The following is a 24,314-nucleotide window of genomic DNA, read 5'->3' as shown; positions in this document are numbered from 1 at the left end:
GGACCTGCTGAAGCGCCCTAGCCTTTGACCTATCAAACCCACAATGCCGAGCCGCTCATCGTGACCTTGCCCGCGCGAAACCTGCTTGCCGAAGAGGCCAGCCCCTATTTGCAACAGCACAGCGACAATCCCGTGCATTGGCGGGCCTGGGCGCCGGCGGCCCTTGCCGAAGCGAAGGAGCTGAAACGGCCGATCCTTCTGTCCATCGGCTACGCCGCGTGCCACTGGTGCCATGTCATGGCGCATGAGAGCTTCGAGAACGACACCGTCGCCGCCGTCATGAACCGGCTCTTCGTCAATATCAAGGTCGATCGTGAGGAGCGCCCGGACATCGATCAGATCTATATGGCCGCGCTCCATGCGATGGGCGAGCAGGGCGGCTGGCCACTGACCATGTTCCTCACCCCCGACGGCAAGCCTTTCTGGGGCGGCACCTATTTTCCGCGCGAGGCACGCTATGGCCGGCCTGGCTTCATCCAGGTGCTGGAAGCGGTCGACAAGGCCTGGCGGGAAAAACAGCAAAGCCTCGCCGAGAGCGCCGATGGCCTGACAACCCATGTCGAGCAGCGGCTTGCTGGCGCAAAAGGCAAGGCCGTGCTCGACCGCGACGCGCTTGCCGATCTCAGCAACCGCATCGACGGCATGATCGACCGCAATCTCGGCGGTTTGCGCGGGGCGCCGAAATTCCCGAACGCGCCGTTCATGCACAGCCTGTGGCTGTCCTGGCTGCGTGACGGCCAAGCCGCGCATCGCAATGCGGTGCTCATCAGCCTGGAAAAAATGCTTGCCGGCGGCATCTACGATCATCTTGGCGGAGGCCTCAGCCGCTATTCGACCGATGCCGAATGGCTGGTGCCGCATTTCGAAAAAATGCTCTACGACAACGCCCAGCTGATTCGCATGTGCAACTGGGCCTACGCGGCAACGGGCAACGATTTGTTCCGGATACGAATCGAGGAAACCGTCGCCTGGCTGCTGCGCGAGATGCGGGTCGAAGGCGGCGCCTTCGCCGCCAGCCTCGATGCCGACAGCGAGGGTGAGGAGGGGCTCTTTTACACCTGGAGCAGGCAAGAGGTCGAAACCGGGCTCGGCAGCGATGCCGCCGTGTTCTTCCGGTATTTCGAGTTGGCCGCCCCGCATGGCTGGGAGGGCAAGCCGATCATTCGCCAGAGCGAAGCTCAGCAAAGACAAGGCATCGCCGAATACGGCCAACTCGCGCCGCTCAAGGCGAAACTTCTGTCGGCCCGCGACAAGCGCGTCAGGCCCGGCCGTGACGGCAAGGCCCTCACCGACTGGAACGGGTTGATGATCGCCGCCCTTGCGGAAGCCGGCCGCGCCTTCGCAAGGCCCGAATGGGTCGGAGCCGCGGCAAAGGCTTTCGCCCATATCGTCACCGCCGGCGAAGTAGGACGCCTGCCGCATTCGATGCTCGGCGCGAAAAAGCTTTTTCCCGCCTTGTCGAGCGATTACGCGGCTATGACCAATGCGGCGATCGCGCTGTTCGAGGCGACCGGCGATCCGGCTTATTCGGACCACGCCCAACAGTTCGTCGGTGAGCTCGACCGCTGGCATCAGGACGGCGAGAAGACCGGCTACTATCTGACGGCATCGGACAGCGGCGATGTCCCGATCCGCATCCGCGGCGATGTCGACGAGGCGATCCCCTCGGCCACAAGCCAGATCGTCGAGGCACTGGTGCGGCTCTCTTCGCTCGCCGGCGATCCCAAGCTCTGGGAAAAGGCCTGGGCGACAGCCGAGCACGCCATGGGCCGCGCCGCGCAACAGGCTTATGGCCAGGCCGGCATCGTCAACGCCTGCGCGCTGGCGCTTGAGCCGCTGAAGCTCGTCATTATAGACAAGCTAGACTCCTCAAGCCTCGTTCCGGTGGTGAATCGAAATCCCGACCCGCGTCGGGTCGACATTGTCGTGCCGATCGGTACGCAAGCGAATCGGCCGCTCCTGCCGGGCGGCGTGCTGCCGCCGACCGACAAACCGGGCGCCTGGCTCTGCAGCGGGCAGGTGTGCCTGCCGGTGGTCACGGAGCCGGATGAGTTGGAGAAGCTGCTGCGGCGAAGGTAGGCTGAGCGGCATATGAGGCCTAACCCAATTTCTCGGATTGCCTTGATGTCTAACGTCGGCGCCGCCCCTCATCTGGCTGCCGCCATCTTCTCCCCGTAGAACGGGGAGAAGGGCGCCGTCGCCACCGATTTCGCCAATTGCCAACGTTGCACGAGGGAGCGCTGCGGCCGCAGCTGCCTCTTTCTCCCCGTTTACGGGGAGAAATGCCCGGCAGGGCAATGAGGGGCAGCGCGAACTCCCGCGATTTGCCACCAGCAATCGAGCTTTTCCGCTTCGCGAGCCGACCCTCCCCACAAGGGGGAGGGTAGCCCGATCACGTATTCATCGAATCGAAGAAGTCGCCGTTGGTCTTGGTCTGCTTGAGCTTGTCGATGAGGAACTCGATCGCGTCGGTCGTTCCCATCGGCGCGAGAATCCGGCGCAGCACGAAGATCTTCTGCAGGTCCGACCGCGGCACCAAAAGGTCTTCCTTGCGGGTGCCGGATTTCAGGATGTCGATCGCCGGATAGATGCGCTTGTCCGCCACCTTGCGGTCGAGCTGGATTTCGCAGTTGCCGGTACCCTTGAACTCTTCGAAGATGACTTCGTCCATGCGGCTGCCGGTATCGATCAGCGCGGTGGCGATGATGGTGAGAGAGCCGCCTTCCTCGATGTTGCGGGCGGCACCGAAGAAGCGCTTCGGCCGCTGCAGCGCGTTGGCGTCGACACCACCGGTCAGCACCTTGCCGGATGACGGCACCACGGTGTTGTAGGCGCGGCCGAGGCGGGTGATCGAATCGAGCAGGATCACGACATCGCGGCCATGCTCGACCAGGCGCTTGGCCTTCTCGATCACCATTTCCGCGACCTGCACGTGGCGGGCCGCCGGCTCGTCGAAGGTCGAGGAGATCACCTCGCCCTTCACCGAGCGCTGCATGTCGGTCACTTCCTCCGGACGTTCGTCGATCAGAAGCACGATCAGATAGCATTCCGGATGATTGGCGGTGATCGAGTGCGCGATGTTCTGCAAAAGCACCGTCTTACCGGTGCGCGGCTGTGCGTTGATCAGCGCGCGCTGGCCCTTGCCGATCGGCGCCACCAGGTCGATCACACGAGGCGATATGTCCTTGGTGGGCGGATTGTCGACCTCCATCTTCAGCCGCGAGGTGGGATAGAGCGGCGTCAGATTGTCGAAATGGATCTTGTGCCGGATCTTTTCCGGATCGTCGAAATTGATGGTGTTGACCTTGAGCAGCGCGAAGTAGCGCTCGCCCTCTTTCGGGCTGCGGATCGGCCCTTCGACCGTATCGCCGGTCTTCAGCGAAAAGCGCCTGATCTGCGACGGCGAAATATAGATGTCGTCTGGACCTGGCAGGTAGTTGGCATTGGCCGAGCGCAGGAAGCCGAAACCGTCCTGCAGCACCTCTACAACGCCGTCGCCGATGATCTCGACGTCCTGGGCCGCGAGCTTCTTCAGGATCGCGAACATCAGCTCCTGCTTGCGCATGACGCTGGCGTTTTCCACCTCGAGCGATTCGGCATAGGCGATCAGCTCTGGCGGCTTCTTATTCTTGAACTCGGTGAGTTTCATTTCTTGCATTAGATAGACTCTGGGTAGGCTTTGGGGAGAAAAATCGGCTGAATGCGACAAATGCCGGGCGCGGCCGAAAGCGAGAAAAGGGGCGGCGCATGACGGGAAGGAAGACCCGTCTTTTATCGTCGGTCGCCTAAAAGAGCAAGCCGCCTTTTGCGGGGTCGTTTGAGCCTCAGAAGGGCTTCACGATGACCAGGATGACGATGACGATCATCAGCAATGTGGGGATCTCATTGACGATCCGCCAGTGCCTGGCTGGTTTTTCGTTCCTGTCCTCGGCAAATTTCCGCACCGCGCCGGCGAGATAGCCATGCAGCCCTGAAAGCAACAGCACCGCGAGGATCTTGGCGTGCAGCCAGCCGCCCTGGAATCCGAAACCTTTCCAGGCCAGCCACAGCCCGAAAACCCAGGTCACGATCATCGCCGGATTGATGATGGCTCTCAGCAGCCGGCGCTCCATCACCTTGAAGGTCTCGGATTGCACCGAGCCCTTCTCGGCTTCGACGTGATAGACGAAGAGCCGCGGCAGATAGAGCATGCCGGCCATCCAGGAGATGACAGCAATCACATGGATGGCTTTCGCCCAGGGATAGAAACTGTCGGGTGCCGCGAAATAGAGGAGCGCCGTCAGAACGACGAGAACGACGATGCCGATTGTCATGCGCTTCATCGCCTGGCCGGCGCTGTTCTCGTTGCTCGCGTCGATCATCGGCGGCTCCTCACCATTTTCACCATGGCCTCGACATGCGCCACCGGCGTTTCCGGCGTGATGCCGTGGCCGAGATTGAAGATCAGCGGCCCGTCGCTTAAGCGTCGAAGGATAGCGTCAACGCCATCGGCCAGCGCCTTGCCGCCGGCGACCAGCCGCAGTGGATCGAGATTGCCCTGCACCGCGCCTTCGCCTTGCAGCTCTCGCGCCATCGACAAGGGCACCGTCCAGTCGAGGCCGAGGCCGGTGATCCCCGTCTTCTTCCTGTAGTCGCGATAGCGCTCGCCGGCGCCTTTCGGAAATCCGATCACCGGCACGTCGGGATGAACCGCCTTCACCTGCCGGACGATATCGGCCACCGGCTCGACGCAGAACGCTTCAAAAGAAGGCTCGTCCAGAACGCCCGACCAGGAATCGAAAATCTGCACCACATCGGCCCCGGCCTCGATCTGGCGGATGAGATAGGCGGCCGAATGGTCGGCCAGTATCTTCAAAAGCCGCGCGAAGGCCTCCGGCTCGCGATAGGCGAAAAGCCGCGCCGGTCCCTGGTCCGGCGTGCCGTGGCCGGCAATCATGTAGGTCGCCACCGTCCAGGGCGCGCCGCAGAAGCCGATCAGCGTCGTTTCATCCGGCAGTTTCGCGCGCAACCGGCGAACGGTCTCATAGACCGGTTCGAGATTCACGTGAAACGTTTCGCCGTTCAGGGCCGCAATCTCCCTCGCCGCGATCGGCTTCAGGATCGGTCCGTGTCCCTCCTCGAAGCGAACCTCCCGCCCCAGCGCGTTGGGCACGACGAGGATGTCGGAGAACAGGATCGAGGCGTCGAAGCCGAAGCGTTCGATCGGCTGCAGCGTTACTTCGACGGCAAGGTCGGGATCGTAGCAGAGATCGAGGAAGGATCCGGCCCGCTTCCGGGTCTCGCGGTACTCCGGAAGATAGCGGCCTGCCTGACGCATCATCCAGAGCGGCGGCGGTGAAACCGTCTCGCCCTTGAGGACGTCCAGCATGATCCGTTTCCCAGCCATCCAGCGCTGACCTCTCTCTACAGCGCCGCGCGTCCTAAGACGCGCAAAGGACGCTGTAGCACTTATCATCTGGCGCATGATCCTTTCCGAACCTCTGGTTCGGGGTCATGCGCTATCTCTTAAATCAAATATCTATTTCAAAAGAGTCTTCTGATTCTAAGAGTCTGTTGGTTGTGGTGGTTGCGACCTGTCCAGCCTGCGGCTCGAAAAGGCCAGTCAGCATATTGTCGCGCAAGCTCTTTCGCAAATTGGAGGGATCTGGGGACGAACCGGATTCAGGCTTTCGAGTCAAAAGCTTGGCTTCCTGGCCCCAGGCTTCGCGCTGTGGACGATATCGGCCAAGAAAAGTTGATCCCCGGTTTTGTCCCCAGCGCCCCGGCAAAGCCTGCAGCGGGGCGAATTGTGGACAAGGTGCCATCTGATACAGTCGCTTTCACCGGATCGGCTTTTTCATCCAGCCTTGTCCACAACAGCCCACAGCCTGGAACCGCGCTTGTGAATAAACCCCAGAGCTTCTTTCATCTGCATCTGATTTCGGACGCCACCGGCGAGACGCTGCTGGCGGCCGGCCGCGCGGCGTCCGCCCAGTACAAGGATGCGCGCGCCATCGAGCATATCTATCCGTTGATCCGCACCGAAAAGCAGGTGGCCAAGGTGTTCGAGGACATCGAGGAGGAACCAGGCATAATTCTCTACACCGTCGTCGACCAGAAGCTGGCGCGCTCGATCGACGAGCGCTGCGCCGCCATGGGCCTGCCTTGCGTTTCGGTGCTGGAGCCGGTGCTCAGCGTCTTCCAGTCCTATCTCGGTACCCCGGCCGGCCGGCGCGTCGGCGCCCAGCATGTGCTCGACGCCGAATATTTCCGCCGCATCGATGCGCTGAATTTCACCATGGAGCATGACGACGGCCAGCTGCCGGCCAATATGGACGATGCCGACATCGTGCTGATCGGCATCTCGCGCACCTCGAAGACGCCGACCAGCATCTATCTGGCCAATCGCGGCATCAAGACCGCCAACATTCCGATCGTGCTCGGCGTGCCGCTGCCGGAAAGCCTGATCGCCGCCAAGACGCCGCTGATCGTCGGCCTTGTCGCCACCGCCGAGCGCATCTCGCATGTCCGTCAGAACCGCATCCTCGGCAACACCGCACCCTATGTATCGACCGACTATATCGACCGCGCCGCGATCAACGAGGAGCTCGCCTATGCGCGCCAGCTCTGCACCAGGCATGGCTGGCCGATGATCGACGTCAGCCGCCGCTCGATCGAGGAAACGGCAGCGGCCATCGTTGCCCTGCGAGGGAAGACGAGATAGATGAGCGAAGAAACCAGTTTTGCGAGTCACCTTGGCGGAGGTCGGCGCCGCCCCTCACCTGCCTGCCGGCATCCTCTCCCCGTATAGTGACGGGGAGAGGGGCGCTGCCATCGACGGTTTCGCCAAACACCAGCGTGGCGGAAAGAGCACCTTGAGCTGAAGCTGCCCTTTCTCCCCGTCACTATACGGGGAGAAATGTCCGGCAGGACAATGAGGGGCGGCGCCAGCGCAGCAGACTGAAACTCCAGCCTCCTGTAGCTGTGTCCGTGAGAAAAAATGGCCGAGAAAATCATCCTCGCTTCGGGCAGCCCGTTCCGCAAGGCGATGCTCGTCAATGCCGGGCTCGACATCGAGGCGGTGCCGGCGGAAGTCGACGAGCGCGCGCTCGAGGCGCCGTTGCAGGACAGCGGCGTGTCTCCCGAAGATGTCGCTTCGATCCTCGCCGAGGCCAAAGCGACCGAGGTCAGCGAGCGCAGACCGGGCGCGCTGGTGCTGGGCTGCGACCAGACGCTGTCGCTCGGCGACGAAATCTTCCATAAGCCGGCCGACATGGAAGGCGCGCGGAGGCATCTTCTGGCTTTGTCAGGCAAGACCCATCAGCTGAACAGCGCCGCCGTGCTCTGCCGCGACGGCGAAGTATTGTGGCGCCATGTCGGCGTCGCCAGCCTCACCATGCGCAAGCTCGATCCCGCCTTCATCGGCCGGCATTTGGCGCGCGTCGGCGCCAAGGCGCTGGCAAGCGTCGGCGCCTACCAGGTCGAGGGCGAAGGCATCCAGCTCTTCGAGAAGATCGAGGGTGACTATTTTACGATCGTCGGCCTGCCGCTTCTGCCGGTGCTGGGGGAACTGCGCGCATTGGGAGCGATCGATGGTTGAGAAAAAGGCCTTCGTCACCGGACATCCGATCGCGCATTCGCGCTCGCCGAAGATCCATGGCCATTGGCTGGCGAAATACGGCATCGACGGCAGCTACCAGGCGATCGATGTCGCGCCGGAGGATTTCGCGGCGTTCCTGAAATCGCTGGCCGAGAAGGGCTACCGCGGCGGCAATGTCACGATCCCGCACAAGGAATCTGCTTTCGCCGGAGTAGCCCGCCGCGACCATGCGGCCGATGAAATCGGCGCCGTCAATACGCTGTGGTTCGAGGATGGCGTTCTCTGGGGCGGCAATACGGACGGCTACGGCTTTGCCGCCAACCTCGATGACCATGCGCCGGGGTGGGCGAAAAACGGCCCGGCCGTGGTGCTGGGAGCAGGCGGCGCGTCCCGCGCGGTGATCCATGCGCTGAAAGAGGGCGGCATCAAGGATATCCGCGTCGTCAATCGGACGCTCGCGAGAGCCGAGGAACTCGGCCACCACTTTGGCGCCGGGGTTTCCGCGCATGGCGCCGGCGCGGTCGGCGAATTGCTTGCCGATGCCGGCCTGCTCATCAACACCACCGCGCTCGGCATGCATGGCAACGAAACCCTCGCCGCCGATCCGGCCGGGCTGCCCGGCCACGCCATCGTCACCGACATCGTCTATGTGCCGCTGGAAACGCCGCTTCTGGCGGCGGCGAGCGCCCGCGGCCTGAAGACGGTCGATGGTCTTGGCATGCTGCTGCATCAGGCGGTGCCCGGTTTCGAGCGCTGGTTCGGCAAGCGGCCGGAAGTGACGCCGGAATTGCGGCGCATGATCGTCGCCGACATCGAAGCGCATTGAGATGACGGGCGGGGACATGATCGTGCTCGGCCTCACCGGATCGATCGGCATGGGCAAGTCGACCACGGCAAAGATGTTCGCCGAGGCCGGCGTGCCGGTGCATGATTCGGACGAGACCGTGCATCGCCTCTATTCCGGCAAGGCCGCGCCGCTGGTCGAAGCGGCGTTCCCCGGCACGACGCAAGCGGGCGTGGTCGATCGCGCCAGGCTGGCCGAAAAGGTGTTGGGCGATCCGGCCGCGCTGAAGACGCTGGAGACGATCATCCACCCGCTGGTGCGCGCCGACGCCGACGCGTTTCTGGCCAGGCACCGCGCCGCCGGCGCGCCGGTCGCGGTGCTCGACATTCCGCTCTTGTTCGAAACCGGTGGCCGCAACCGCGTCAACAAGGTGGTGGTCGTCACCGCGCCCGCCGATATCCAGCGCGCCCGCGTTCTGGCGCGGCCCGGCATGAGCGAAGCGAAATTGAAAGCGATTCTCGCCAAGCAAGTGCCGGACGCCGAAAAGCGCCGTGAGGCCGATTTCATCGTCGACACCGGCCAGGGTTTTGAAGCCGCGCGTGCGGCGGTCGACGCGATCATTGCCGAACTCTCAGGGGAAAAGTCCGGTAAAGCCGGCTCCTGACGCCTGTTGTCAGCAGTCCCCATTGCCATTTTGTTCTGGTTTGTGATTCTGCTTTTTAGAGCGGACTGATTCGAATGCGTGAGATTATCTTCGATACGGAAACCACCGGCCTCGATTTGCGTGATGACCGCATCATCGAGCTCGGCGGCGTCGAGCTGGTCAACCGCTTCCCGACCGGCCGCACCTTCCACAAATTCATCAATCCGCAAGGCCGCGCCATCCATGCCGAGGCGCAGGCCGTGCACGGCATCAGCGCCGCCGACCTGGTCGGCAAGCCGACCTTCACGGAAGTCGTGGAGGAGTGGCTGGCTTTCACCGACGGCGCCAAGCTGATCGCCCACAACGCCACCTTCGATATCGGCTTCCTCAACCTTGAATTCAGCCGGCTCGGCCATCCGGCCATCGATATCGGCCGCGTCGTTGACACGCTGGCGCTGGCGCGCCGCAAGCATCCGATGGGCCCGAACTCGCTGGACGCGCTCTGCCGGCGCTACGGCATCGACAACACCCGCCGCACCAAGCACGGCGCGCTGCTCGACTCCGAATTGCTGGCCGAGGTCTATATCGAGCTCATCGGCGGCAAGCAGGCGGCTCTTGTCCTCGATGCCGTGGCGGTCCGGATGAACGGCGTCGGCGAGGTGGCCGACATCGATATCTCGATCGGCGCAAGGCCGATCGCCCTGCCGCCGCGCCTCACCGAGGCGGATCGATCGGCTCACGCCGGTTTGGTCGGCACGCTCGGCGAAAAGGCGCTGTGGCTGAAGGTGGCCGCCGCGGGTTGAGCGGCCGTCTCTGGCGCCACGTCGAGAGATTAGCCGAAAACGCTCATGACGTCGTCATACTCGGGCTTGACCCGAGTATCCATGCCGTGACCTCTGCCGTAGAGTGCAACGGTGCAGAATTCTGTAACCGTTGCAACGCCTTAGCGTCACGGCATGGATTCTAGGATCTGCGCGCGTCGCTCCGCTCCTTGCTCCGCCCTAGGATGATGGCCGAGCTGTCGTAGCGGCAAATCGCGAAGGTCGAAGACAACAAAAAAGCCCGGCGCGAAGCCGGGCTTTCGATGGAGAGAGGGGAAGGCCCCTCAGCTCACCTGCACCTTGCTCGCCGCCTGGTCCTCGGCGATGCGCTGCTGGAACATCTGCGCGAAATCGATCGGGTCGAGCATCAGCGGCGGGAAGCCGCCGTTGCGGGTGGCGTCCGCGATGATCTGGCGGGCGAAGGGGAACAGAAGCCGCGGGCATTCGATGAACAGGATCGGCAGCATGTGCTCCTGCGGGAAGCCGCTGATGGCGAAGACGCCGCCATAGACCAGCTCGACATTGAACAGCACTTCCTGGTCGAAGGAGGCCTTGGCGTTCAAGGTCAGGTTGACGTCGAACTGCTTGTCCGAGAGCGGATTTGCGTTGACGTTGACGTTGATGGCGATGCCCGGAGCCTTGTCGCGGCCGCGCAGCGAATTCGGCGCGCCGGGGCTTTCGAAGGACAGGTCCTTCACATACTGGGCAAGCACGTTGAGCGAGGGCTGTGCCTGGTTGCCGTTGCCGTTGGCGGCGCCTGCCGCGGCGTCATCGTTGCTGGCCATGAGCCTTTGTCCTTTTGCCTGGGCAGCATTGCTGACCGGATTGAAATCGGGGGGTTCGCTACCATGCTCGGCAGGACAAGACAAGTTTTGCCGCCTTTACGCATGTCGCCCAAAAGTGCGTAGCGGTTTTGGGGCAACGACATGCGTCAGGCAGAAACTGCATGTCGCCCAAAACTGCGCAGCGATTGTGGGGCAATGACACGCATTGGATAGAGGACCGGCTCTGGAATCAGACCTAGTCGTCTTTCAGCCGCCGCCAAGGGGAATTATGGTCCGGCCCGCGCTTATAATCGTCGGCGCGCGAATAGTCGCTGTCGTCGAGATCGATCACCTTGTCGCGGCCGCGGGCACGAAAGCCGCCGCTGAAGCTCGTCGCCATCACGATGCGGTTCTTGAGCAGCCGCCAGGCGAGATCCCGCACCGGCGGCAGGAGCAGCAGGATGGCGACGATGTCGGTGATGAAGCCCGGAATGATCAAAAGGATCGCCGCCAGCACGATCATTGCGCCATGCGCTAGCTGGCGGCTGGGGTCGCGTCCCGCATCCATTTCCGCCCGCACCCGCGCCATCACCCCAAAACCCTGGTGCCGAAGCAGCAGGCTGCCGGCAATCGTGGAGAGGATGACCAGCCCGACCGTCGCCAAAGCGCCAACTTCGCGGCCGACGATGACGAAGCCGGCGATCTCCAGCAGCGGCAGCAGGAGCAGGAACAACGGGAACAGTGAAACGCGCAAGTCTTGACCAATCGCTTTCTTGTTTTGCGGGCCCGCGGGCAATCGCCGCTGGCACTGGGGCCATTAGATAGGTATGGCTGCCTTTGATTTGAATGATTGCGCCCGCCGTTCTATATGCTTTGGGTGTTGAATGCTATGCGACCGCCGCCATTGTGAGACTCCGGGTGAGGCTCTGGTGGTCCGGCCAGGACAGGGATCGAATTGGCGGAAGATATGGGTTTCTTCGACTTCGGCACGATTTTCTTCTTGATTGCGGCGGTTGTGATCTTTTTCCAGCTGCGCAACGTGCTGGGACGTCGCACCGGAAACGAGCGCCCGCCCTTCGATCCCTATTCGGCAAGCCGCACGCGCGAGCAGGACGCGGCGCAGAAATCCGAGAATGTAGTGTCGCTGCCGCGCAAGCGCATGCCGGGGGAAACCGCGCCCGAGACCTATGCCGCGATCGACGCCTTCGCCAAGCCCGACAGCGATCTCAACAAGGGCCTGCGCGCGATCAAGGACAACGATCCGTCCTTCGATCCAAAAACCTTCGTCGACGGCGCCAAGATGGCCTATGAGATGATCGTCATGGCCTTTGCCGACGGCGACCGCAAGACGCTGAAGAACCTGTTGTCGCGCGAGGTCTATGACAGCTTCGTCGCCGCGATCGGCGAGCGCGAGGCGAAATCGGAAAAGATCCAGTCTTCCTTCGTCGGCATCGACAAGGTCGATGTCGTCGCCGCCGAGATGAAGGGCACCGAAGCGCATATCACGCTGCGTATCGTCAGCGAGCTGATTTCGGCGACCCGCGACAAGGTCGGCGCCGTCATCGACGGCGATCCCGAGAAAGTCGCCGAGGTCAAGGACGTCTGGACCTTCTTCCGCGATACCCGCTCGCGCGATCCGAACTGGAAGCTCGTCGCCACGGAAGAAGAAGACTAGATTCAGGCGGCGGGGCTCGGTCGTGCCGCTCTCTTCCACATTCAGCGAAAAAACCTTTGGCGACCTGCCCGGCTGGGCCGAGGATGATCACCTCACGGCCTTCGTGGCCTTTAAACGGTCCGCCCTCCATGTGCTGACCAAGCCTTATCGCACGGGTGCGCTCGGCGTTGATTTCAACGCCTTTGCCGAGGCCTATGCCGAAGCGCGCTCCGTTTCGCCGGCGAATCGGTCGGAGGCGCGATCCTTCTTCGAGCGCCATTTCGTTCCCGCTTTGGTGGCGGCGGAAAACGGCGGCGCCGGCCTCGTCACCGGCTTCTACGAGCCGGAGGTCGAGGCCTCGCCGGTCAAGACGGAGCGGTTCGTCGTGCCGCTGCTTTCCCGCCCCGCCGACCTGATCGACATCGGCGAGAAAAACCGTCCCACCGGCATGGATCCTTATCTCGCCTTCGCGCGCGAGGCCCCGGCAGGTCCGGTCGAATATTTCGATCGCGGCGCAATCGAGCGCGGCGCGCTCGCCGGCCGCAAGCTCGAGATCGCCTGGGTCGCCGACAGGGTCGATGCCTTCTTCATCCATGTGCAGGGCGCGGCACGGCTGAAGATGACCGACGGCCGGCTCTGCCGTGTCACTTATGCCGCCAAATCCGGCCAGCGCTTCACCGGCCCCGGCAGGATCTTGAGCGAGCTCGGCGAAATTCCGCTGGAAAAAGTGACGATGCAGTCGATCCGCGCCTGGTTCAAGGCGCATCCGGATCGCGTCGACGAGATCCTCTGGCAGAACCGCTCCTACATCTTCTTCCGCGAGGCCCCGGTCGAGGATGCGGAACTTGGACCCATCGCCGCCGCCAAGGTGCCGCTGACGCCAGGCCGCTCGGTCGCCGTCGACCGGCTGCTGCACACGTTCGGCACGCCTTTTTACATCGATGCGCCGACGCTCACTGCCTTCGAGCAAAAACCGTTCCGGCGGCTGATGATCGCGCAGGACACCGGCTCGGCCATCACCGGACCCGCGCGGGGCGACCTCTTCGCGGGCTCGGGTGACGCCGCCGGCGAAATCGCCGGCGTCGTGCGCAACGCCGCCGACTTCCATGCGCTGATCCCGCGCGGACTGATCGATGGGAGGTTCCGGTGAGCCGCCGCGACGACAAGCTCAGCGAGGACGACCGCATCCTCTGGAACCTCGTGGCGCGCTCGACACGGCCCCTGAAAGGCAAGTTGAAAGGCAAGGCCGCGGTCGAGATCCCCGACATCGTCGAGCCCAAGCCGGCGCCGGCGCCCGCGCCGGTCAACGGCGTTGCGGCCACCGCCGCGAAACCGAAGGCGCAGCATGTTTCGCATTCGCTGGACGACCAGACGCATGAGAAGCTGAAAAAAGGCCGGTTGCCGATCGAGGGCCGCGTCGACCTGCACGGCATGACGCAGGACGAGGCCTATTCCCTGCTGCTCACCTTCCTGCACCGCGCGCATGCCGGCGGCATCCGCTATGTTCTGGTCATCACCGGCAAGGGCTCGTCCTCCGGCGGCGACGGGATCTTGCGTCGCTCGGTGCCGCATTGGCTGTCGACGCCGGCCTTCCGCCACCTGGTCTCGAGCCACGATCATGCCGCCCGCAATCATGGCGGCTCGGGCGCGCTCTATATCCGCTTGCGGCGGACGCGGTCATGAGTAGGCCGGCATGACCCCGTTCGGCGAAAGGCTCAGGGCGCTGCGGGCCGAGCGCGGCGTCAGCCAGAAGGCGATGGCTCAAGCCATCGGCGTCAGCGCCGCCTATCTGTCGGCGCTCGAGCATGGCCGGCGCGGCGCGCCGACCTGGACGCTGATCCAGAAGATCATCGGCTATTTCAACATCATCTGGGACGATGCCGAGGACCTCGCCCGCCTCGCTGAAAGTTCGCATCCAAGGGTCAGGATAGACACGTCCGGCCTGTCGCCCGCCGCGACCGAGCTGGCGAATCTGTTGGCCGAGAGCATCGAGAGGCTGGACGAGGCGGAGCTGCGGAAGATCACGGCGTCGGTTCGGGCGGCGCTGCGGCGATAGTCGGCGCGTTGCCCATAACAACGTTTCGCGGTTTTGGATTAGCGGCGAAACTCTCTTCGTCATCCTCGGGCTTGACCCGAGGATCCATTCCGTGACCTCCGCCGAAGAGTGCAACGGCGCAGAATTCTGCACTGTCGAGACGCTCGAAGGTCACGGAATGGATTCTAGGGTCTGCGCTGCGTCGCTGCGCTCCTTGCCTCGCCCTAGAATGACGAAACCGAGGTTGGCGCGCGCCCGGCCCCTACTGCACTGACCCCACCAGCACCGGCTGGCCGTCGCGGATCGAGACCCAGCGGCCGGTGTTGTCGATCGCTTGCCGCTTGAGGTAGCGGTAGCCGGTCGCGTCCCAGGCTTTGACCTTGTCGGTCAGATTGTCGAGGACGTAGTCGCCCTTGTCGGTGCGCACCGTCAGCACCGAATGGCCTTCGCCGTCGGGTTTGCGCACGACGGTGATCAGGAGATCGGCGAGCGACATGCCCATGCGGTAAAGCTCGCGCCGCTTCTCCAGCACATAGTCCTCGCAGTCGCCAAAGCCGTTGTCGGGATAGGTCCAGACTTCGTCCTTGCCGTAATTGTCGAGATCGCTCATCGGCTTGACGGCGGCGTTGACCCTGGCGCTCACGCTGATCAGCTTGCGCCACAGCCCGCCGGTCATCTTGGCCGGCGCGAGATCGGCCGGGCGAATGTTGCATTCGCCGGGATGCGCCTTGCAGAAATCATAATGTCCGATCGGCTGCGAGGTCAGACCGCCTGTCGTCATGGCGCCCGCCGCCCATGCCGGCACTGCCCAATGGGCCGAGATCGCCAGCCCTGCGACTGCACACAAACGCAGCATCCGCGCCATCGGTGAGGAGTTCATTGCCCCCGGGTCCACCCTGTTCTTTTATTAACGAAACGTTAAGGGGGATTTACAGTCCGTGTCAATTAGAGACAACGGCTAGTTTGACGGCATGGTTACCCGCGCGATCCTGACAGCGGCACTTTCGCAACAGGCGTGTTTGCCGACGCCAAAAAGTCACACGCCGTTCGCTTCCGTAAAATCAGCGCAGACGCCAGGGATTGGCTGAAGCCTCTCCAGCCTCGTCAGCCCAGTCGGCGCCTGGCTCAGCTCTTGGCGGAGCGGACCAGCTTCGGCTTCGCGGCCACCCGGGTCTGGCGGCCATAGCTGGTGATGAAGTCGACGATGCGCGGCACGATCTCGGAGCGGAACCGCGAGCCGTTGAAGACGCCGTAGTGGCCGACCGCCGGCTGCATGTAGTGGGCCTGCCTGCCTGCCGGGATGTTCACGCAAAGGTCGTGCGCGGCCTGGGTCTGGCCGAGGCCGGAAATGTCGTCGTTCTCGCCCTCGACGGTGAACAAGGCGACGTTGCGGATGGCGCCCGGATCGACGGCCTCGCCGCGATGCTTCATCTCGCCCTTCGGCAAGGCGTGCCGCACGAACACCGTGTCGACGGTCTGCAGGTAGAACTCCGCCGTTAGGTCCATCACCGCCAGATATTCGTCATAGAAGTCGCGGTGCTTCTCGGCGCTGTCGCCGTCGTTTTTCACAAGGTGCATGAAGAAGTCCTTGTGGGCGATGATGTGGCGGTCGAGATTCATGCTCATGAAGCCCGAAAGCTGGAGGAAGCCGGGATAGACCTCGCGGCCGAAACCGGGCACCGGCCAGGGGGCCTGCATGATGACGTTGTCGCGGAACCAGTCGATGCCCTTTTCCTCGGCGAGCAGATTGACCGCAGTCGGATTGCGGCGGGTGTCGATCGGGCCGCCCATCAGCGTCATGGTCGACGGCACGAAGGGATCGCCGCGCTTTTCCATCAGCGCCACCGCCGCCAGCACCGGCACCGAAGGCTGGCACACGCCCATCACATGGGTGTCCGGACCCAGCGCGTGGAACATGTCGATGACATAGTCGATATAGTCGTCGAGATCGAAGCTGCCCTTCGACAGCGGCACCATGCGGGCGTCGACCCAGTCGGTGATGTGCACGTCGGCGTGAGGCAGCATCGCCTCGACCGTGCCGCGCAGCAGCGTCGCGTAGTGACCGGACATCGGCGCCACGATCAGAAGCTTCGGATCGGGCTTGCGCCCGGCGGGAAGCGAACGCTCGAAGCGGATGAGATTGCAAAACGGCTTCGACCAGACAGTCCTTTCGGTGACGTCGACGGTCTTCCAGTCGACCACCGTCTCGGTCAGGCCGAATTGCGGCTTGCCGTAGCGGCGCGTGGTGCGCTCGAACAGTTCCGCGGCTGCCGCGACTGAGCGACCGAGCGGCGTGTGCGAAACGGGATTGAGCGGGTTGGAATAGAAAAGCCGCACCGCGTCGGCGTAGAGGCGGGCGGGCTGCAGCGCCGCATGGTTCATTTCGTAGAGCTGGTAGAACATCGGGAACCCCGCTGCTGCCTGACGACCAAAGGGCCGACGAGCAGCGCCGAGCCTTGAATGTCTCGCAGCGAGGTTAACAACATATTGTTGCGATGCAATACGTCACTTGGCGTGACGAATGCTGCTTTCGTCGAAACTGTTGAAAACCGGCGTCTACCGGCAGAGCCGGCTCACTGTGCGGTGCCGAAGTGCGAAGGAAATGTGTCCGGCCCCTCTTGCCGGACACCGGCCACGGAACCCCTGAGGGCTCGCATCGGATCGTGGCGCGACGGCTGTGCAAGATTTTCCGTTCATTTGCGTGAAATCAGCGCAAACGCCGGAGATTGGTTGAAGCCGCCCCAACCTCGTCATTCTATGGCGGAGCAAGGAGCGAAGCGACGCGGCGCAGACCATAGAATCCATGCCGTGACTTGGAAGCGTTGCTGCGGTGTAGAATTCTGCTCCGTTGCACTCCGTGGCGAAGCTAACGGCATGGATTCTAGGGTCTTCGCGACGGAGCTTCGCTCCTGCTCCGCCCTAGAATGACGATCGCGATGGGCGTTTCGGCCAATCTCCAAGGCATGCCGCCTGCCAACGCAAACAGAGCCGACCAGTCAAAATCCCTGTGCAGTGTATCAGACGCGGGCCATGCATACGGCAGTGTGGCCCGAGCCGATGAAGCCGAGCTGGCTGGCGGCGCCGCGGGAGAGGTCGAGCACGCGGCCCCTCACGAACGGTCCGCGATCGTTGATGCGCACGACGACGCTGCGGCCGTTGTTCTTGTTGGTGACCCTGAGCTTGGTGCCGAACGGCAAGGAGCGGTGGGCTGCGGTGAGCGCGGCGGGGTTCATGCGCTCGCCGGAAGCTGTTCTCGAATGCAGCGCATACCAGGAGGCGCGGCCGCATTGCGCGGCGGCCGAGGAGGCGGCCGAGGCGCCAGCCATCAGGCCAGCCGCGATCGTTACCGCGACAAGCGCGGTGCGGTTGGTTTTCTTCATCTTTTAGGGGTGGGCTCCGTTTATAGACAACCCGCCGTATGTGCCGAATGAGGCGGGAAATGCGGCAGCGATCTGGCGGTTCCATGGCGAATGCACACGTTTGGAGTCGCCGCGAAACAGTTTGTCATGACATTTCCGGGGTGCACGGGCGTACTCTTTGTGAAGAACGCGCCGATTTGCGGGAAGTCTTGAGTAGGGTCGGCCGTCATTCGGCAAGTAGAAGAGGGAGCGATTGCCTTGCTTCCTTGCTCTCTTTTATTGCGTCCGCATTCTGGTGGAGTATCGACTTTCCGGGGGGATTTTTCTGATGCGACTGATCAGGAATTTGCTGGCGCTGCTCGTGCTGGCGATCGGCGTGCTGTGGTCGCTGCAGGGCCTCGGGCTGGTCCAGGGCAGCTTTATGACCGGCCAGAGGCAATGGCTCTATATCGGGCTCATCACCATGCTGGTCGGCCTGCTCGCCTCCGCTGGGCGAACCGCTCGCGCATGTGAGCGCCCCCTTCTCCCCTTGTGGGAGAAGGTGTCGCCGAAGGCGACGGATGAGGGGTGTTCCAGCGGAGTGAGACGTCGGCGTTCCCTGGAACACCCCTCATCCGTCTCGGCGCTGCGCGCCGATCCACCTTCTCCCACAAGGGGAGAAGGGGTGCCGCCCGCCTTCCTTCACGCCGCCTTTGCCGCGGGCTTGGCCGTCTTGACGTGGGTCACGCTGCGGCGTCCGTCGACGCTGACCGGCACATCGCCGTCGACGGTGGCGCGGCGCACGATCCGGTGCTGGTCGCCATAGTCGTTCACCGCATAATGCTGGGTGGCGCGATTGTCCCAGATCGCGACGTCGCCGGCCTGCCACCGCCACCGCACGGTGTTCTCGGGCGTGGTCACATAGGTCTGGAACAGCTCGTAGAGTTTCGCGGAGTCGCTCTTCGACAGGCCGACGAAGCGCTGGACGAAGTTGCCGAGCAGCAGCGACCGCTCCCCGGTTTCCGGATGCACGCGCACCACGGGGTGCTCGGTTTCGTAGACGGTCGAGGTGAAGACCTCCTCGAAATGCTTTCTTTCCTCGGCGGTGGCGCGAGGCCGCACGGCGGCGTAGTCGTAGGCATTGCTGTGAATGGCCCAGAGATTGTCCGCCAGCAGTTTCAGCGCTGCCGGCAGGCTTTCATAGGCGGCATGCGTGTTGGACCAGATGGTATCGCCTCCGGCCGCCGGAATGACGACCCCGCGCAGGACGGAGAATTTCGGATAGGCGTCCACGAATGTGACGTCCGTGTGCCACTGGTCCGCGCGGCCGCCGCCGCGGCTCGAATCCAGGTTGAGGATCGAGGCGGTGCCCGCCACCGGCCCTTGGGTGGGATGCGGCACAAGATCGCCCAGGCGCCGCGCGAACAGTTCATGCTCGGAATCGTCGAGATGGTCCTGGCCGCGGAAGAAGACGACCTTGTGCTTCAAAAGCAGCTGATTGATCGACGCTATGGTGGTGTCCGACAGGTTTGCGCCAAGGCGGACGCCTCTGATTTCCGCCCCGACACGGGCGGTCAGCGGAATGACATCGGTCGCTGGAATGGTCTGGTCGACAAGGGATGGCTTGTTCAAGGGGGACGGGTTGCTCATGGGATTCTCCTGGTTGCTCGTAGGGGGAAGGGGAGGTCTGCGCAGGCCGATCACTGCGACCAATACTGCCAGGCCCAGTAGAAACTCTCGTCGCGCGGCGGCAGGCGGTCGCGCTCGGAATCCAGCCGCACCGGCGCCGGCGATTTCGGCCTGTCCTGCTGCGTCGCGGGCTCTTTTGTCCTGGCAAGCAGCCAGTTGCCGACCTCGGCGAAAAGCACTGCGGCGGAATGCGTCATCGTCATTCTCCTTGTTTCGCTCAATCCTTGCCCGCCCAGGGCACCAGCGCCCGCTCGATCCTGCGGATGACGAACTCCAGCGCGAACGCGATCGTCGCGATCACCAGGATGCCCATCACCACCACGTCGGTGACCAGGAACTGCGCCGCCGACTGGATCATGAAGCCGAGCCCGCGCGTCGCGGCCACCAGCTCGGCCGCCACCAGCGTCGACCAGCCGGCGCCGAGCGCGATGCGCAGGCCGGTGAGGATCGACGGCAGCGCGCTGGGCAGCACGACATGGCGGATGACTTGCCCGCGCGTCGCCCCCAGCGAACGCGCCGCGTCGATGCGCTCGCGCGAGACGCCGCGCACGCCGGCGGCGGTCGACAGCGCCACCGGCGCCAGCATGGCAATCGAAATCACCAGGATCTTCGACGGTTCGCCGATGCCGAACCAGATGACGATCAGCGGCAGGTAGGCGAGCGGCGGGATCGGCCTCAGGAATTCGAGCAGCGGATCGAACACGCCGCGCCCGATCCTGCTGATGCCGATGGCGAGCCCGACCGGAACGCCGACGACGATCGCCGCGACCAGCGCGGCGAACACTCGTCCTAGACTGGCCGTGACGTGCTGAAGCAGCGTCGCATCGACGAAACCGTCGCGCGCGACCACGACGAACTTCGCCCAGACGGCGGCGGGCGAGGGCAGGAAGACCGGTGACACCAGCTGCAGCGAGGCCGACACCGTCCAGGCGGCCAGCAGCGCAAGGATGGTGATCGCGCTGACCTGTCTTGCTGAAATGACTGCACGTTTCGGCCGGGGCCGCGACCATGGCACGGAAAACCCGTCATTCTCGCCGGCCTTCGCGCCGGGGCGTTCGCTATAAGCGCCGACGCTCATGCCGCCTCTCCTTCGAAGATCGCATCGGTCAGGTGCGCGCGGGCCGCGGCAAAGGCTGGATCCGCCTTGATGGCGCGGATCGGCTCGCCGGCCGCGTAGCGGCGGCCGAAATGCGTTTCGAATGTCCGCACCACATGGCCGGGCCCGGGCGCCAGCACGACGATGCGGGTGGCAAGCACCAGCGCTTCCTCGATGCCGTGCGTCACCATCAGCACGCCGACTTGGGCAGCCGCCCACAGATCGAGCAGCGTCGTCTGCATGCGCTCGCGCGTCAGCGCGTCGAGCGCGCCGAGCGGCTCGTCCAGCAGAAGAAATTCCGGCTCGGCGGCCAAAGCGCGCGCAAGGCCGACGCGCTGGCGCATGCCGCCGGAAAGCTCCCAGATGCGCTTGTCGCCGGCATCGCCGAGCTTGACCAGCTTGAGCAATTCGTCGGCGCGCCGCGCTCGCTTGTCGGCGCTCACGCCGCGCAGCCTGAGCGCGAAAGCGACGTTTTCGCGCGCGGTCAGCCAGGGAAACAGCGCGTCGTTCTGGAAGACGACGGCGCGGTCCGGTCCGGGAGCGGTGATCGGCCGGCCGCCGATCGTGGCCTGGCCGCGCGCCGGCTCCACCAGTCCGGCGGCGACGTTGAGCAGCGAGGTCTTGCCGCAGCCCGAGCGGCCGACCAGCACGACGAAGTCGCCCCTGCCGGAATCGCTTTTGCCGATGTCGAGCGAGACGCGTTCGACCGCAGGCGCGGGCTGGCCGTCATAGTGGACGGTGACCTTGTCGAGGATGAGATGCGGCATCGGGTTCGAGCCTCCGTACCGGGTCGAAGGGGTGCCTGCCCCGAAGCCGCTCCTCGTCAGCGGTCCCGGGACAGGCAGGCGCGCGGCAGGGAAGAAAGGCCGCGCGGACTTTCAGTGCATCAGTTCGAGGCAAGCGCCTCGCTGGCATATTTGGTCGTGACGTATTTCGAATAGTCGGGCAGCACGGCGTCGATCTTGCCCTGCTCCTTGAGGAAGGCCGACGTCGCCGCGATCGCCTTGACCGTGCCGCCGCCGAGGAACTTGTCGGAGGCTTGCTCGTCCAGCGTCGGGAAGACATAGCCCTTGAGCAGTTCCGGCACCTCTTCCAGCTTGGCGCCCGTCAGCTTGGCGATCTTGCCGGCCTCGGGCGAGGACACCGACCAGGCCTCGGGCTTGGCCAGGAAGCGGGCATAGGCCTCGCCCGTCACCTTGACGAAGTCGCGCACCGCTTCCGGGTGCTTGTCGGCGAAGTCGGTGCGCACGATCCAGGCGTCGAAGGTCGGGGCGCCCCAGGCCGCCACCTGTGATGAATCCAACACCACCTTGCCGGAGGTCTTGATCTGGCCGAGCGCCGGGTCCCAGACATAGGCCGCGTCGATGTCGCCGCGCGCGAAGGCGGCGGCGATTTCCGGCGGCCTGAGGTTGAGGATCTCGACCGACTTCGGATCGACTCCCTCATGCTTCAGCGCCGCGAGCAGGCTGTAATGCGTGGTCGACACGAAAGGCACGGCCACCTTCTTGCCGGCAAGGTCGGCGACCTTCTCGATGCCGGCGCTGTCGCGGGCGACCAGCGCCTCCGAGGGGCCGATCAGGCCGACGACGAGGATGGTCTGGATCGGCAGCTCGCGGCTCGCCGCGGCGGCCAGCGGGCTTGAGCCGACATAGCCGATGTCGACCGAGCCGGAAGCAACCGCGGCGATGACGTCGGCGCCGGAATCGAATTTGCGCCAATCGATCGCGGCCTTGGTGGCTTTTTCGTACGCGCCGTCGGCCTGCGGCACTTTCGAAGGCTCGACCACCGTCTGATAGCCGATGGTGATCTTGAGGTCCTCGGCCGCGGCCGGACCGAGATAGGCGGCGCTTGCCAGCGCTGCCGACGACAGGAGAAGAATGCGTCTGGAAATGGTCGACATGAAAGGCTCCGTTCAAAGGAGGAAAACCGGATTGCCTTTCTAATGTCCGTTAGTTCTATCGGGTTTGTAGAGTTAAATCTTTCCAAGCGAGCGTGCTTTGTTGGAAAAGTGTCGCTAGGTATCGGCGGCAGAGGCGCAAAAGGACGGTCGCGGCGTGGCTTTGGGTGGCGGAAGCGCCACCTTCGGCGGTTGGCGGAGCCGTCCCTCCTGGTCGTCATTCTAGGGCGGAGCAAGGAGCGAAGCGACGCGCGCAGACCCTAGAATCCATTCCGTGACATAGAAGCGATGCGGCGGTGCAGAACTAGGTCAGGCTTGTTCTGCACCGTGGCACCTGTCCTAGGTGTAACGGAATGGATCCTAGGGTCTGCGCTCCGCTTCGCGTCGCTCCGCCCTAGGATGACGATCGCGCTGATGCAGCCCTTCCGCGAAGGCCCTTCGCGAACGAAAATCCTCCCGTCACCTTTCCTAGGTAAATCCGTGCCCCAGATAGCGGCGGAATTGAAACCAGGTTCCGTGTGCGGATGGTTTAGTATAGTAATCTTATCGACATTAGGGAGAGAGAACGATGCGCGACCACCTGAACCGCATACCGCCAGTCGTTCGTGATGCCAGCCTGACGGCGGCTTAGGCTTGATCGCGGCCCCTCGGTAGCTTCCGAATCCAAGCCATGGTTGGACGCGGCAATTCCATCATCATTGTCGGCGGCGGCGCCAGCGGCGTCGTGCTGGCGGCGCATCTCTTGAAATTACCAAACCCCGATCTTCGCGTCACGCTGATCGAGAAGCGGCCGCATTTCGGCCAGGGCATGGCCTATTCGACGCTCCTCTCCGCCCATGTGCTGAATGTCAACGCCTCCGGCATGAGCGCCTATGCCGACGATCCCACGAATTTCGCACGCTGGGTGCTGGAGCGCGGTCTCGCCAAGCCGGACCAGGGCCCGTTCTACGCACCGCGCAGCCTCTATGCCCGCTATCTGAAGGAATTGCTCGACGATCTAGAGGAACGCGAGCGCGCGACCGGAAGGCTACGCCTGATCCGCGAGGAGAGCCTGTCGATCTCGCCGACCTCGGCGGGCGTCGAGGTGGCCTTGGCCAACGGTACCAGCGTCGTCGGCCATCTCGCCGTTTTAGCCACCGGCCATGACGAGCAGCCGGGCGCCTTCCAGGGCCGCGCCATCCGGATGGGCTCGGACGCCGACACCGCGCTCGACGCGCAAGCTCCGGTCCTGGTGCTCGGCACCGGCTTGAGCATGGTCGACGCTTTCCTCTCGCTCGAGCAGCGCGGCCACCGCGGCGGGATCATAGCGGTGTCGCGGCGCGGCCTGCTGCCCTCGCCGCACCGCAAGGGCAACCCGATCAAGCTCGACGTCGCCGACATCCCGCTCGGCACCCAGCTTTCCTATTTCGTCGGCTGGTTCCGCAACCTGATACGCGAGAACCAGAAGGCCGGCGGCGACTGGCGCGATGTCGTCGACGGCTTGAGGCCCTTCAACCAGAAGATCTGGCAGAACTGGCCGTCCTCGGCGAAACGCCGCTTCGTCGAGCATACCAAGGCCTGGTGGGACATCCATCGCCACCGCATGGCGCCGGAGGTCTATGAGCGCGTCACCGAAGCGGTCGGCTCGGGCCGCATCCGTCTCGTCGCCGGCCGGGTGGTGGACATCGAACCGAACGATGGCCTCACCGTCACGATCCAGCAGCGCGGCACGCAGGCGCTCGAAACGCTCGACGTCGCCCGCATCTATGACTGCATGGGCATTGCCCGCGACATCTCGAAGACGTCGAACGGGCTCGTGCGCTCGCTGGTCGAACGCGGCCTGGCGCGGCCGGACCCACTTCACCTCGGCCTCGACGTCACCGCCAGATGCGAGCTGATCGCGACCGACGGCGCGGTGTCGTCGAAGCTGCTGGCCGTCGGACCGCTGACACGCGGCACCTTCTTCGAGATCGACGCCATTCCGGATATCCGCGTCCAGTGTGCGAAATTGAGTAAGCAGTTGCTGGGTTAGGTT

The 24,314-nt window shown here is 64.0% G+C and carries 24 protein-coding genes; 11 read left to right on the top strand and 13 right to left on the bottom strand.

Going from position 1 to position 24,314, the window contains the following annotated elements:
- Positions 1 to 60 precede the first annotated feature (60 nt).
- On the top strand, positions 61 to 2,079 hold the full coding sequence (locus ABID26_RS30615) for a thioredoxin domain-containing protein (RefSeq protein WP_292303925.1): 2,019 nt from the start codon (positions 61 to 63) through the stop codon (positions 2,077 to 2,079).
- 313 nt (positions 2,080 to 2,392) lie between these two features.
- Here ABID26_RS30615 and rho read toward each other — a convergent pair whose 3' ends face one another.
- The 3 genes from rho to hemE form a co-directional block, all read right to left on the bottom strand.
- Positions 2,393 to 3,658, bottom strand: coding sequence for a transcription termination factor Rho (gene rho / locus ABID26_RS30610; protein ID WP_126097023.1), 1,266 nt, complete (start codon positions 3,656 to 3,658; stop codon positions 2,393 to 2,395).
- 166 nt (positions 3,659 to 3,824) lie between these two features.
- Positions 3,825 to 4,361, bottom strand: coding sequence for a protoporphyrinogen oxidase HemJ (gene hemJ, locus ABID26_RS30605; RefSeq protein ID WP_126097022.1), 537 nt, complete (start codon positions 4,359 to 4,361; stop codon positions 3,825 to 3,827).
- Complete coding sequence (gene hemE / locus ABID26_RS30600) at positions 4,358 to 5,386, bottom strand: uroporphyrinogen decarboxylase (protein ID WP_126097021.1); 1,029 nt, start codon at positions 5,384 to 5,386, stop codon at positions 4,358 to 4,360. The genes hemJ and hemE overlap by 4 nt, the downstream gene beginning before the upstream one ends.
- A 495-nt stretch (positions 5,387 to 5,881) precedes the next feature.
- On the opposite strand from hemE, the gene ABID26_RS30595 reads away from it, so the two are divergent.
- From ABID26_RS30595 to dnaQ, 5 genes are all read left to right on the top strand, one after another.
- Entirely contained in the window at positions 5,882 to 6,703 is an 822-nt protein-coding gene (locus ABID26_RS30595; protein ID WP_126097020.1) for a pyruvate, water dikinase regulatory protein, read from the top strand.
- Between the two features lie 276 nt (positions 6,704 to 6,979).
- On the top strand, positions 6,980 to 7,579 hold the full coding sequence (locus ABID26_RS30590) for a Maf-like protein (protein ID WP_126097019.1): 600 nt from the start codon (positions 6,980 to 6,982) through the stop codon (positions 7,577 to 7,579).
- Positions 7,572 to 8,405, top strand: a complete 834-nt coding sequence (locus ABID26_RS30585) for a shikimate dehydrogenase (RefSeq protein ID WP_126097018.1) — start codon at positions 7,572 to 7,574, stop codon at positions 8,403 to 8,405. Before ABID26_RS30590 ends, ABID26_RS30585 begins: the two co-directional genes overlap by 8 nt.
- Positions 8,406 to 8,421: 16 nt before the next feature.
- The gene (coaE, locus tag ABID26_RS30580) at positions 8,422 to 9,027 is read left to right on the top strand and encodes a dephospho-CoA kinase (RefSeq protein ID WP_126102482.1); all 606 of its coding nucleotides are present in this window, start codon (positions 8,422 to 8,424) and stop codon (positions 9,025 to 9,027) included.
- Positions 9,028 to 9,101: 74 nt separating this feature from the next.
- Positions 9,102 to 9,809, top strand: a complete 708-nt coding sequence (gene dnaQ, locus ABID26_RS30575; protein ID WP_126097017.1) for a DNA polymerase III subunit epsilon — start codon at positions 9,102 to 9,104, stop codon at positions 9,807 to 9,809.
- 302 nt (positions 9,810 to 10,111) lie between these two features.
- Here the strand turns inward: dnaQ and secB are convergent, their stop codons facing one another.
- Entirely contained in the window at positions 10,112 to 10,612 is a 501-nt protein-coding gene (gene secB / locus ABID26_RS30570; protein ID WP_059189571.1) for a protein-export chaperone SecB, read from the bottom strand.
- A gap of 235 nt (positions 10,613 to 10,847) precedes the next feature.
- On the bottom strand, positions 10,848 to 11,345 hold the full coding sequence (locus ABID26_RS30565) for an FxsA family protein (RefSeq protein ID WP_126097016.1): 498 nt from the start codon (positions 11,343 to 11,345) through the stop codon (positions 10,848 to 10,850).
- Between the two features lie 213 nt (positions 11,346 to 11,558).
- On the opposite strand from ABID26_RS30565, the gene ABID26_RS30560 reads away from it, so the two are divergent.
- Genes ABID26_RS30560 through ABID26_RS30545 form a run of 4 tightly spaced genes read left to right on the top strand, consistent with a single transcriptional unit; the run spans position 11,559 to position 14,301 of the window.
- Entirely contained in the window at positions 11,559 to 12,266 is a 708-nt protein-coding gene (locus tag ABID26_RS30560) for a Tim44/TimA family putative adaptor protein (RefSeq protein ID WP_292304733.1), read from the top strand.
- A 22-nt stretch (positions 12,267 to 12,288) separates the two neighbouring features.
- Positions 12,289 to 13,395, top strand: coding sequence for a murein transglycosylase A (gene mltA / locus ABID26_RS30555; RefSeq protein ID WP_126097014.1), 1,107 nt, complete (start codon positions 12,289 to 12,291; stop codon positions 13,393 to 13,395).
- Entirely contained in the window at positions 13,392 to 13,928 is a 537-nt protein-coding gene (locus ABID26_RS30550; protein WP_126097013.1) for a Smr/MutS family protein, read from the top strand. The genes mltA and ABID26_RS30550 overlap by 4 nt, the downstream gene beginning before the upstream one ends.
- Before the next feature lie 10 nt (positions 13,929 to 13,938).
- Entirely contained in the window at positions 13,939 to 14,301 is a 363-nt protein-coding gene (locus ABID26_RS30545; RefSeq protein ID WP_126097012.1) for a helix-turn-helix domain-containing protein, read from the top strand.
- A gap of 241 nt (positions 14,302 to 14,542) precedes the next feature.
- Here the strand turns inward: ABID26_RS30545 and ABID26_RS30540 are convergent, their stop codons facing one another.
- The 8 genes from ABID26_RS30540 to tauA all read right to left on the bottom strand — a co-directional run bounded on the left by ABID26_RS30540 (position 14,543) and on the right by tauA (position 22,303).
- Positions 14,543 to 15,160 carry a transglutaminase-like cysteine peptidase gene (locus ABID26_RS30540; RefSeq protein ID WP_126097011.1) on the bottom strand — a complete coding sequence of 206 codons (618 nt, stop codon included), beginning with the start codon at positions 15,158 to 15,160 and terminating at the stop codon, positions 14,543 to 14,545.
- A gap of 245 nt (positions 15,161 to 15,405) precedes the next feature.
- The gene (locus ABID26_RS30535) at positions 15,406 to 16,683 is read right to left on the bottom strand and encodes a polyhydroxyalkanoate depolymerase (protein WP_126097010.1); all 1,278 of its coding nucleotides are present in this window, start codon (positions 16,681 to 16,683) and stop codon (positions 15,406 to 15,408) included.
- 614 nt (positions 16,684 to 17,297) lie between these two features.
- A complete protein-coding gene (locus ABID26_RS30530; RefSeq protein WP_126097009.1) occupies positions 17,298 to 17,660 on the bottom strand; it encodes a septal ring lytic transglycosylase RlpA family protein in 363 nt (120 codons plus the stop codon).
- Positions 17,661 to 18,320: 660 nt separating this feature from the next.
- A complete protein-coding gene (locus ABID26_RS30520; protein WP_126102480.1) occupies positions 18,321 to 19,250 on the bottom strand; it encodes a TauD/TfdA dioxygenase family protein in 930 nt (309 codons plus the stop codon).
- A 68-nt stretch (positions 19,251 to 19,318) separates the two neighbouring features.
- The gene (locus tag ABID26_RS30515) at positions 19,319 to 19,504 is read right to left on the bottom strand and encodes a hypothetical protein (protein WP_126097008.1); all 186 of its coding nucleotides are present in this window, start codon (positions 19,502 to 19,504) and stop codon (positions 19,319 to 19,321) included.
- 20 nt (positions 19,505 to 19,524) lie between these two features.
- The gene (locus tag ABID26_RS30510) at positions 19,525 to 20,385 is read right to left on the bottom strand and encodes an ABC transporter permease subunit (RefSeq protein WP_126097007.1); all 861 of its coding nucleotides are present in this window, start codon (positions 20,383 to 20,385) and stop codon (positions 19,525 to 19,527) included.
- On the bottom strand, positions 20,382 to 21,170 hold the full coding sequence (locus tag ABID26_RS30505) for a taurine ABC transporter ATP-binding protein (protein ID WP_126097006.1): 789 nt from the start codon (positions 21,168 to 21,170) through the stop codon (positions 20,382 to 20,384). The genes ABID26_RS30510 and ABID26_RS30505 overlap by 4 nt, the downstream gene beginning before the upstream one ends.
- 119 nt (positions 21,171 to 21,289) lie before the next feature.
- Positions 21,290 to 22,303 carry a taurine ABC transporter substrate-binding protein gene (gene tauA / locus ABID26_RS30500; protein ID WP_126097005.1) on the bottom strand — a complete coding sequence of 338 codons (1,014 nt, stop codon included), beginning with the start codon at positions 22,301 to 22,303 and terminating at the stop codon, positions 21,290 to 21,292.
- Positions 22,304 to 22,970: 667 nt separating this feature from the next.
- On the opposite strand from tauA, the gene ABID26_RS30495 reads away from it, so the two are divergent.
- Entirely contained in the window at positions 22,971 to 24,311 is a 1,341-nt protein-coding gene (locus ABID26_RS30495; protein WP_292303801.1) for an FAD/NAD(P)-binding protein, read from the top strand.
- Positions 24,312 to 24,314: the final 3 nt, after the last annotated feature.

Origin of the sequence: Mesorhizobium shonense (assembly GCF_040545255.1) — a bacterium.
GTDB lineage: Bacteria > Pseudomonadota > Alphaproteobacteria > Rhizobiales > Rhizobiaceae > Mesorhizobium > Mesorhizobium shonense.
This window is presented reverse-complemented; position numbering and strand designations above follow the sequence as displayed.

What these genes read in the sequence shown, in the direction of transcription:
- ABID26_RS30515 (WP_126097008.1), bottom strand. Translation starts at nt 19,504, where the DNA reads ATGACGCATTCCGCCGCAGTGCTTTTCGCCGAGGTCGGCAACTGGCTG.
- ABID26_RS30495 (WP_292303801.1), top strand. Translation starts at nt 22,971, where the DNA reads ATGGTTGGACGCGGCAATTCCATCATCATTGTCGGCGGCGGCGCCAGC.
- ABID26_RS30540 (WP_126097011.1), bottom strand. Translation starts at nt 15,160, where the DNA reads ATGAACTCCTCACCGATGGCGCGGATGCTGCGTTTGTGTGCAGTCGCA.
- dnaQ (WP_126097017.1), top strand. Translation starts at nt 9,102, where the DNA reads ATGCGTGAGATTATCTTCGATACGGAAACCACCGGCCTCGATTTGCGT.
- ABID26_RS30530 (WP_126097009.1), bottom strand. Translation starts at nt 17,660, where the DNA reads ATGAAGAAAACCAACCGCACCGCGCTTGTCGCGGTAACGATCGCGGCT.
- rho (WP_126097023.1), bottom strand. Translation starts at nt 3,658, where the DNA reads ATGCAAGAAATGAAACTCACCGAGTTCAAGAATAAGAAGCCGCCAGAG.
- ABID26_RS30560 (WP_292304733.1), top strand. Translation starts at nt 11,559, where the DNA reads ATGGGTTTCTTCGACTTCGGCACGATTTTCTTCTTGATTGCGGCGGTT.
- ABID26_RS30590 (WP_126097019.1), top strand. Translation starts at nt 6,980, where the DNA reads ATGGCCGAGAAAATCATCCTCGCTTCGGGCAGCCCGTTCCGCAAGGCG.
- ABID26_RS30505 (WP_126097006.1), bottom strand. Translation starts at nt 21,170, where the DNA reads ATGCCGCATCTCATCCTCGACAAGGTCACCGTCCACTATGACGGCCAG.
- ABID26_RS30510 (WP_126097007.1), bottom strand. Translation starts at nt 20,385, where the DNA reads ATGAGCGTCGGCGCTTATAGCGAACGCCCCGGCGCGAAGGCCGGCGAG.
- ABID26_RS30545 (WP_126097012.1), top strand. Translation starts at nt 13,939, where the DNA reads ATGACCCCGTTCGGCGAAAGGCTCAGGGCGCTGCGGGCCGAGCGCGGC.
- tauA (WP_126097005.1), bottom strand. Translation starts at nt 22,303, where the DNA reads ATGTCGACCATTTCCAGACGCATTCTTCTCCTGTCGTCGGCAGCGCTG.
- hemJ (WP_126097022.1), bottom strand. Translation starts at nt 4,361, where the DNA reads ATGATCGACGCGAGCAACGAGAACAGCGCCGGCCAGGCGATGAAGCGC.
- ABID26_RS30585 (WP_126097018.1), top strand. Translation starts at nt 7,572, where the DNA reads ATGGTTGAGAAAAAGGCCTTCGTCACCGGACATCCGATCGCGCATTCG.
- ABID26_RS30535 (WP_126097010.1), bottom strand. Translation starts at nt 16,683, where the DNA reads ATGTTCTACCAGCTCTACGAAATGAACCATGCGGCGCTGCAGCCCGCC.
- secB (WP_059189571.1), bottom strand. Translation starts at nt 10,612, where the DNA reads ATGGCCAGCAACGATGACGCCGCGGCAGGCGCCGCCAACGGCAACGGC.
- hemE (WP_126097021.1), bottom strand. Translation starts at nt 5,386, where the DNA reads ATGGCTGGGAAACGGATCATGCTGGACGTCCTCAAGGGCGAGACGGTT.
- coaE (WP_126102482.1), top strand. Translation starts at nt 8,422, where the DNA reads ATGATCGTGCTCGGCCTCACCGGATCGATCGGCATGGGCAAGTCGACC.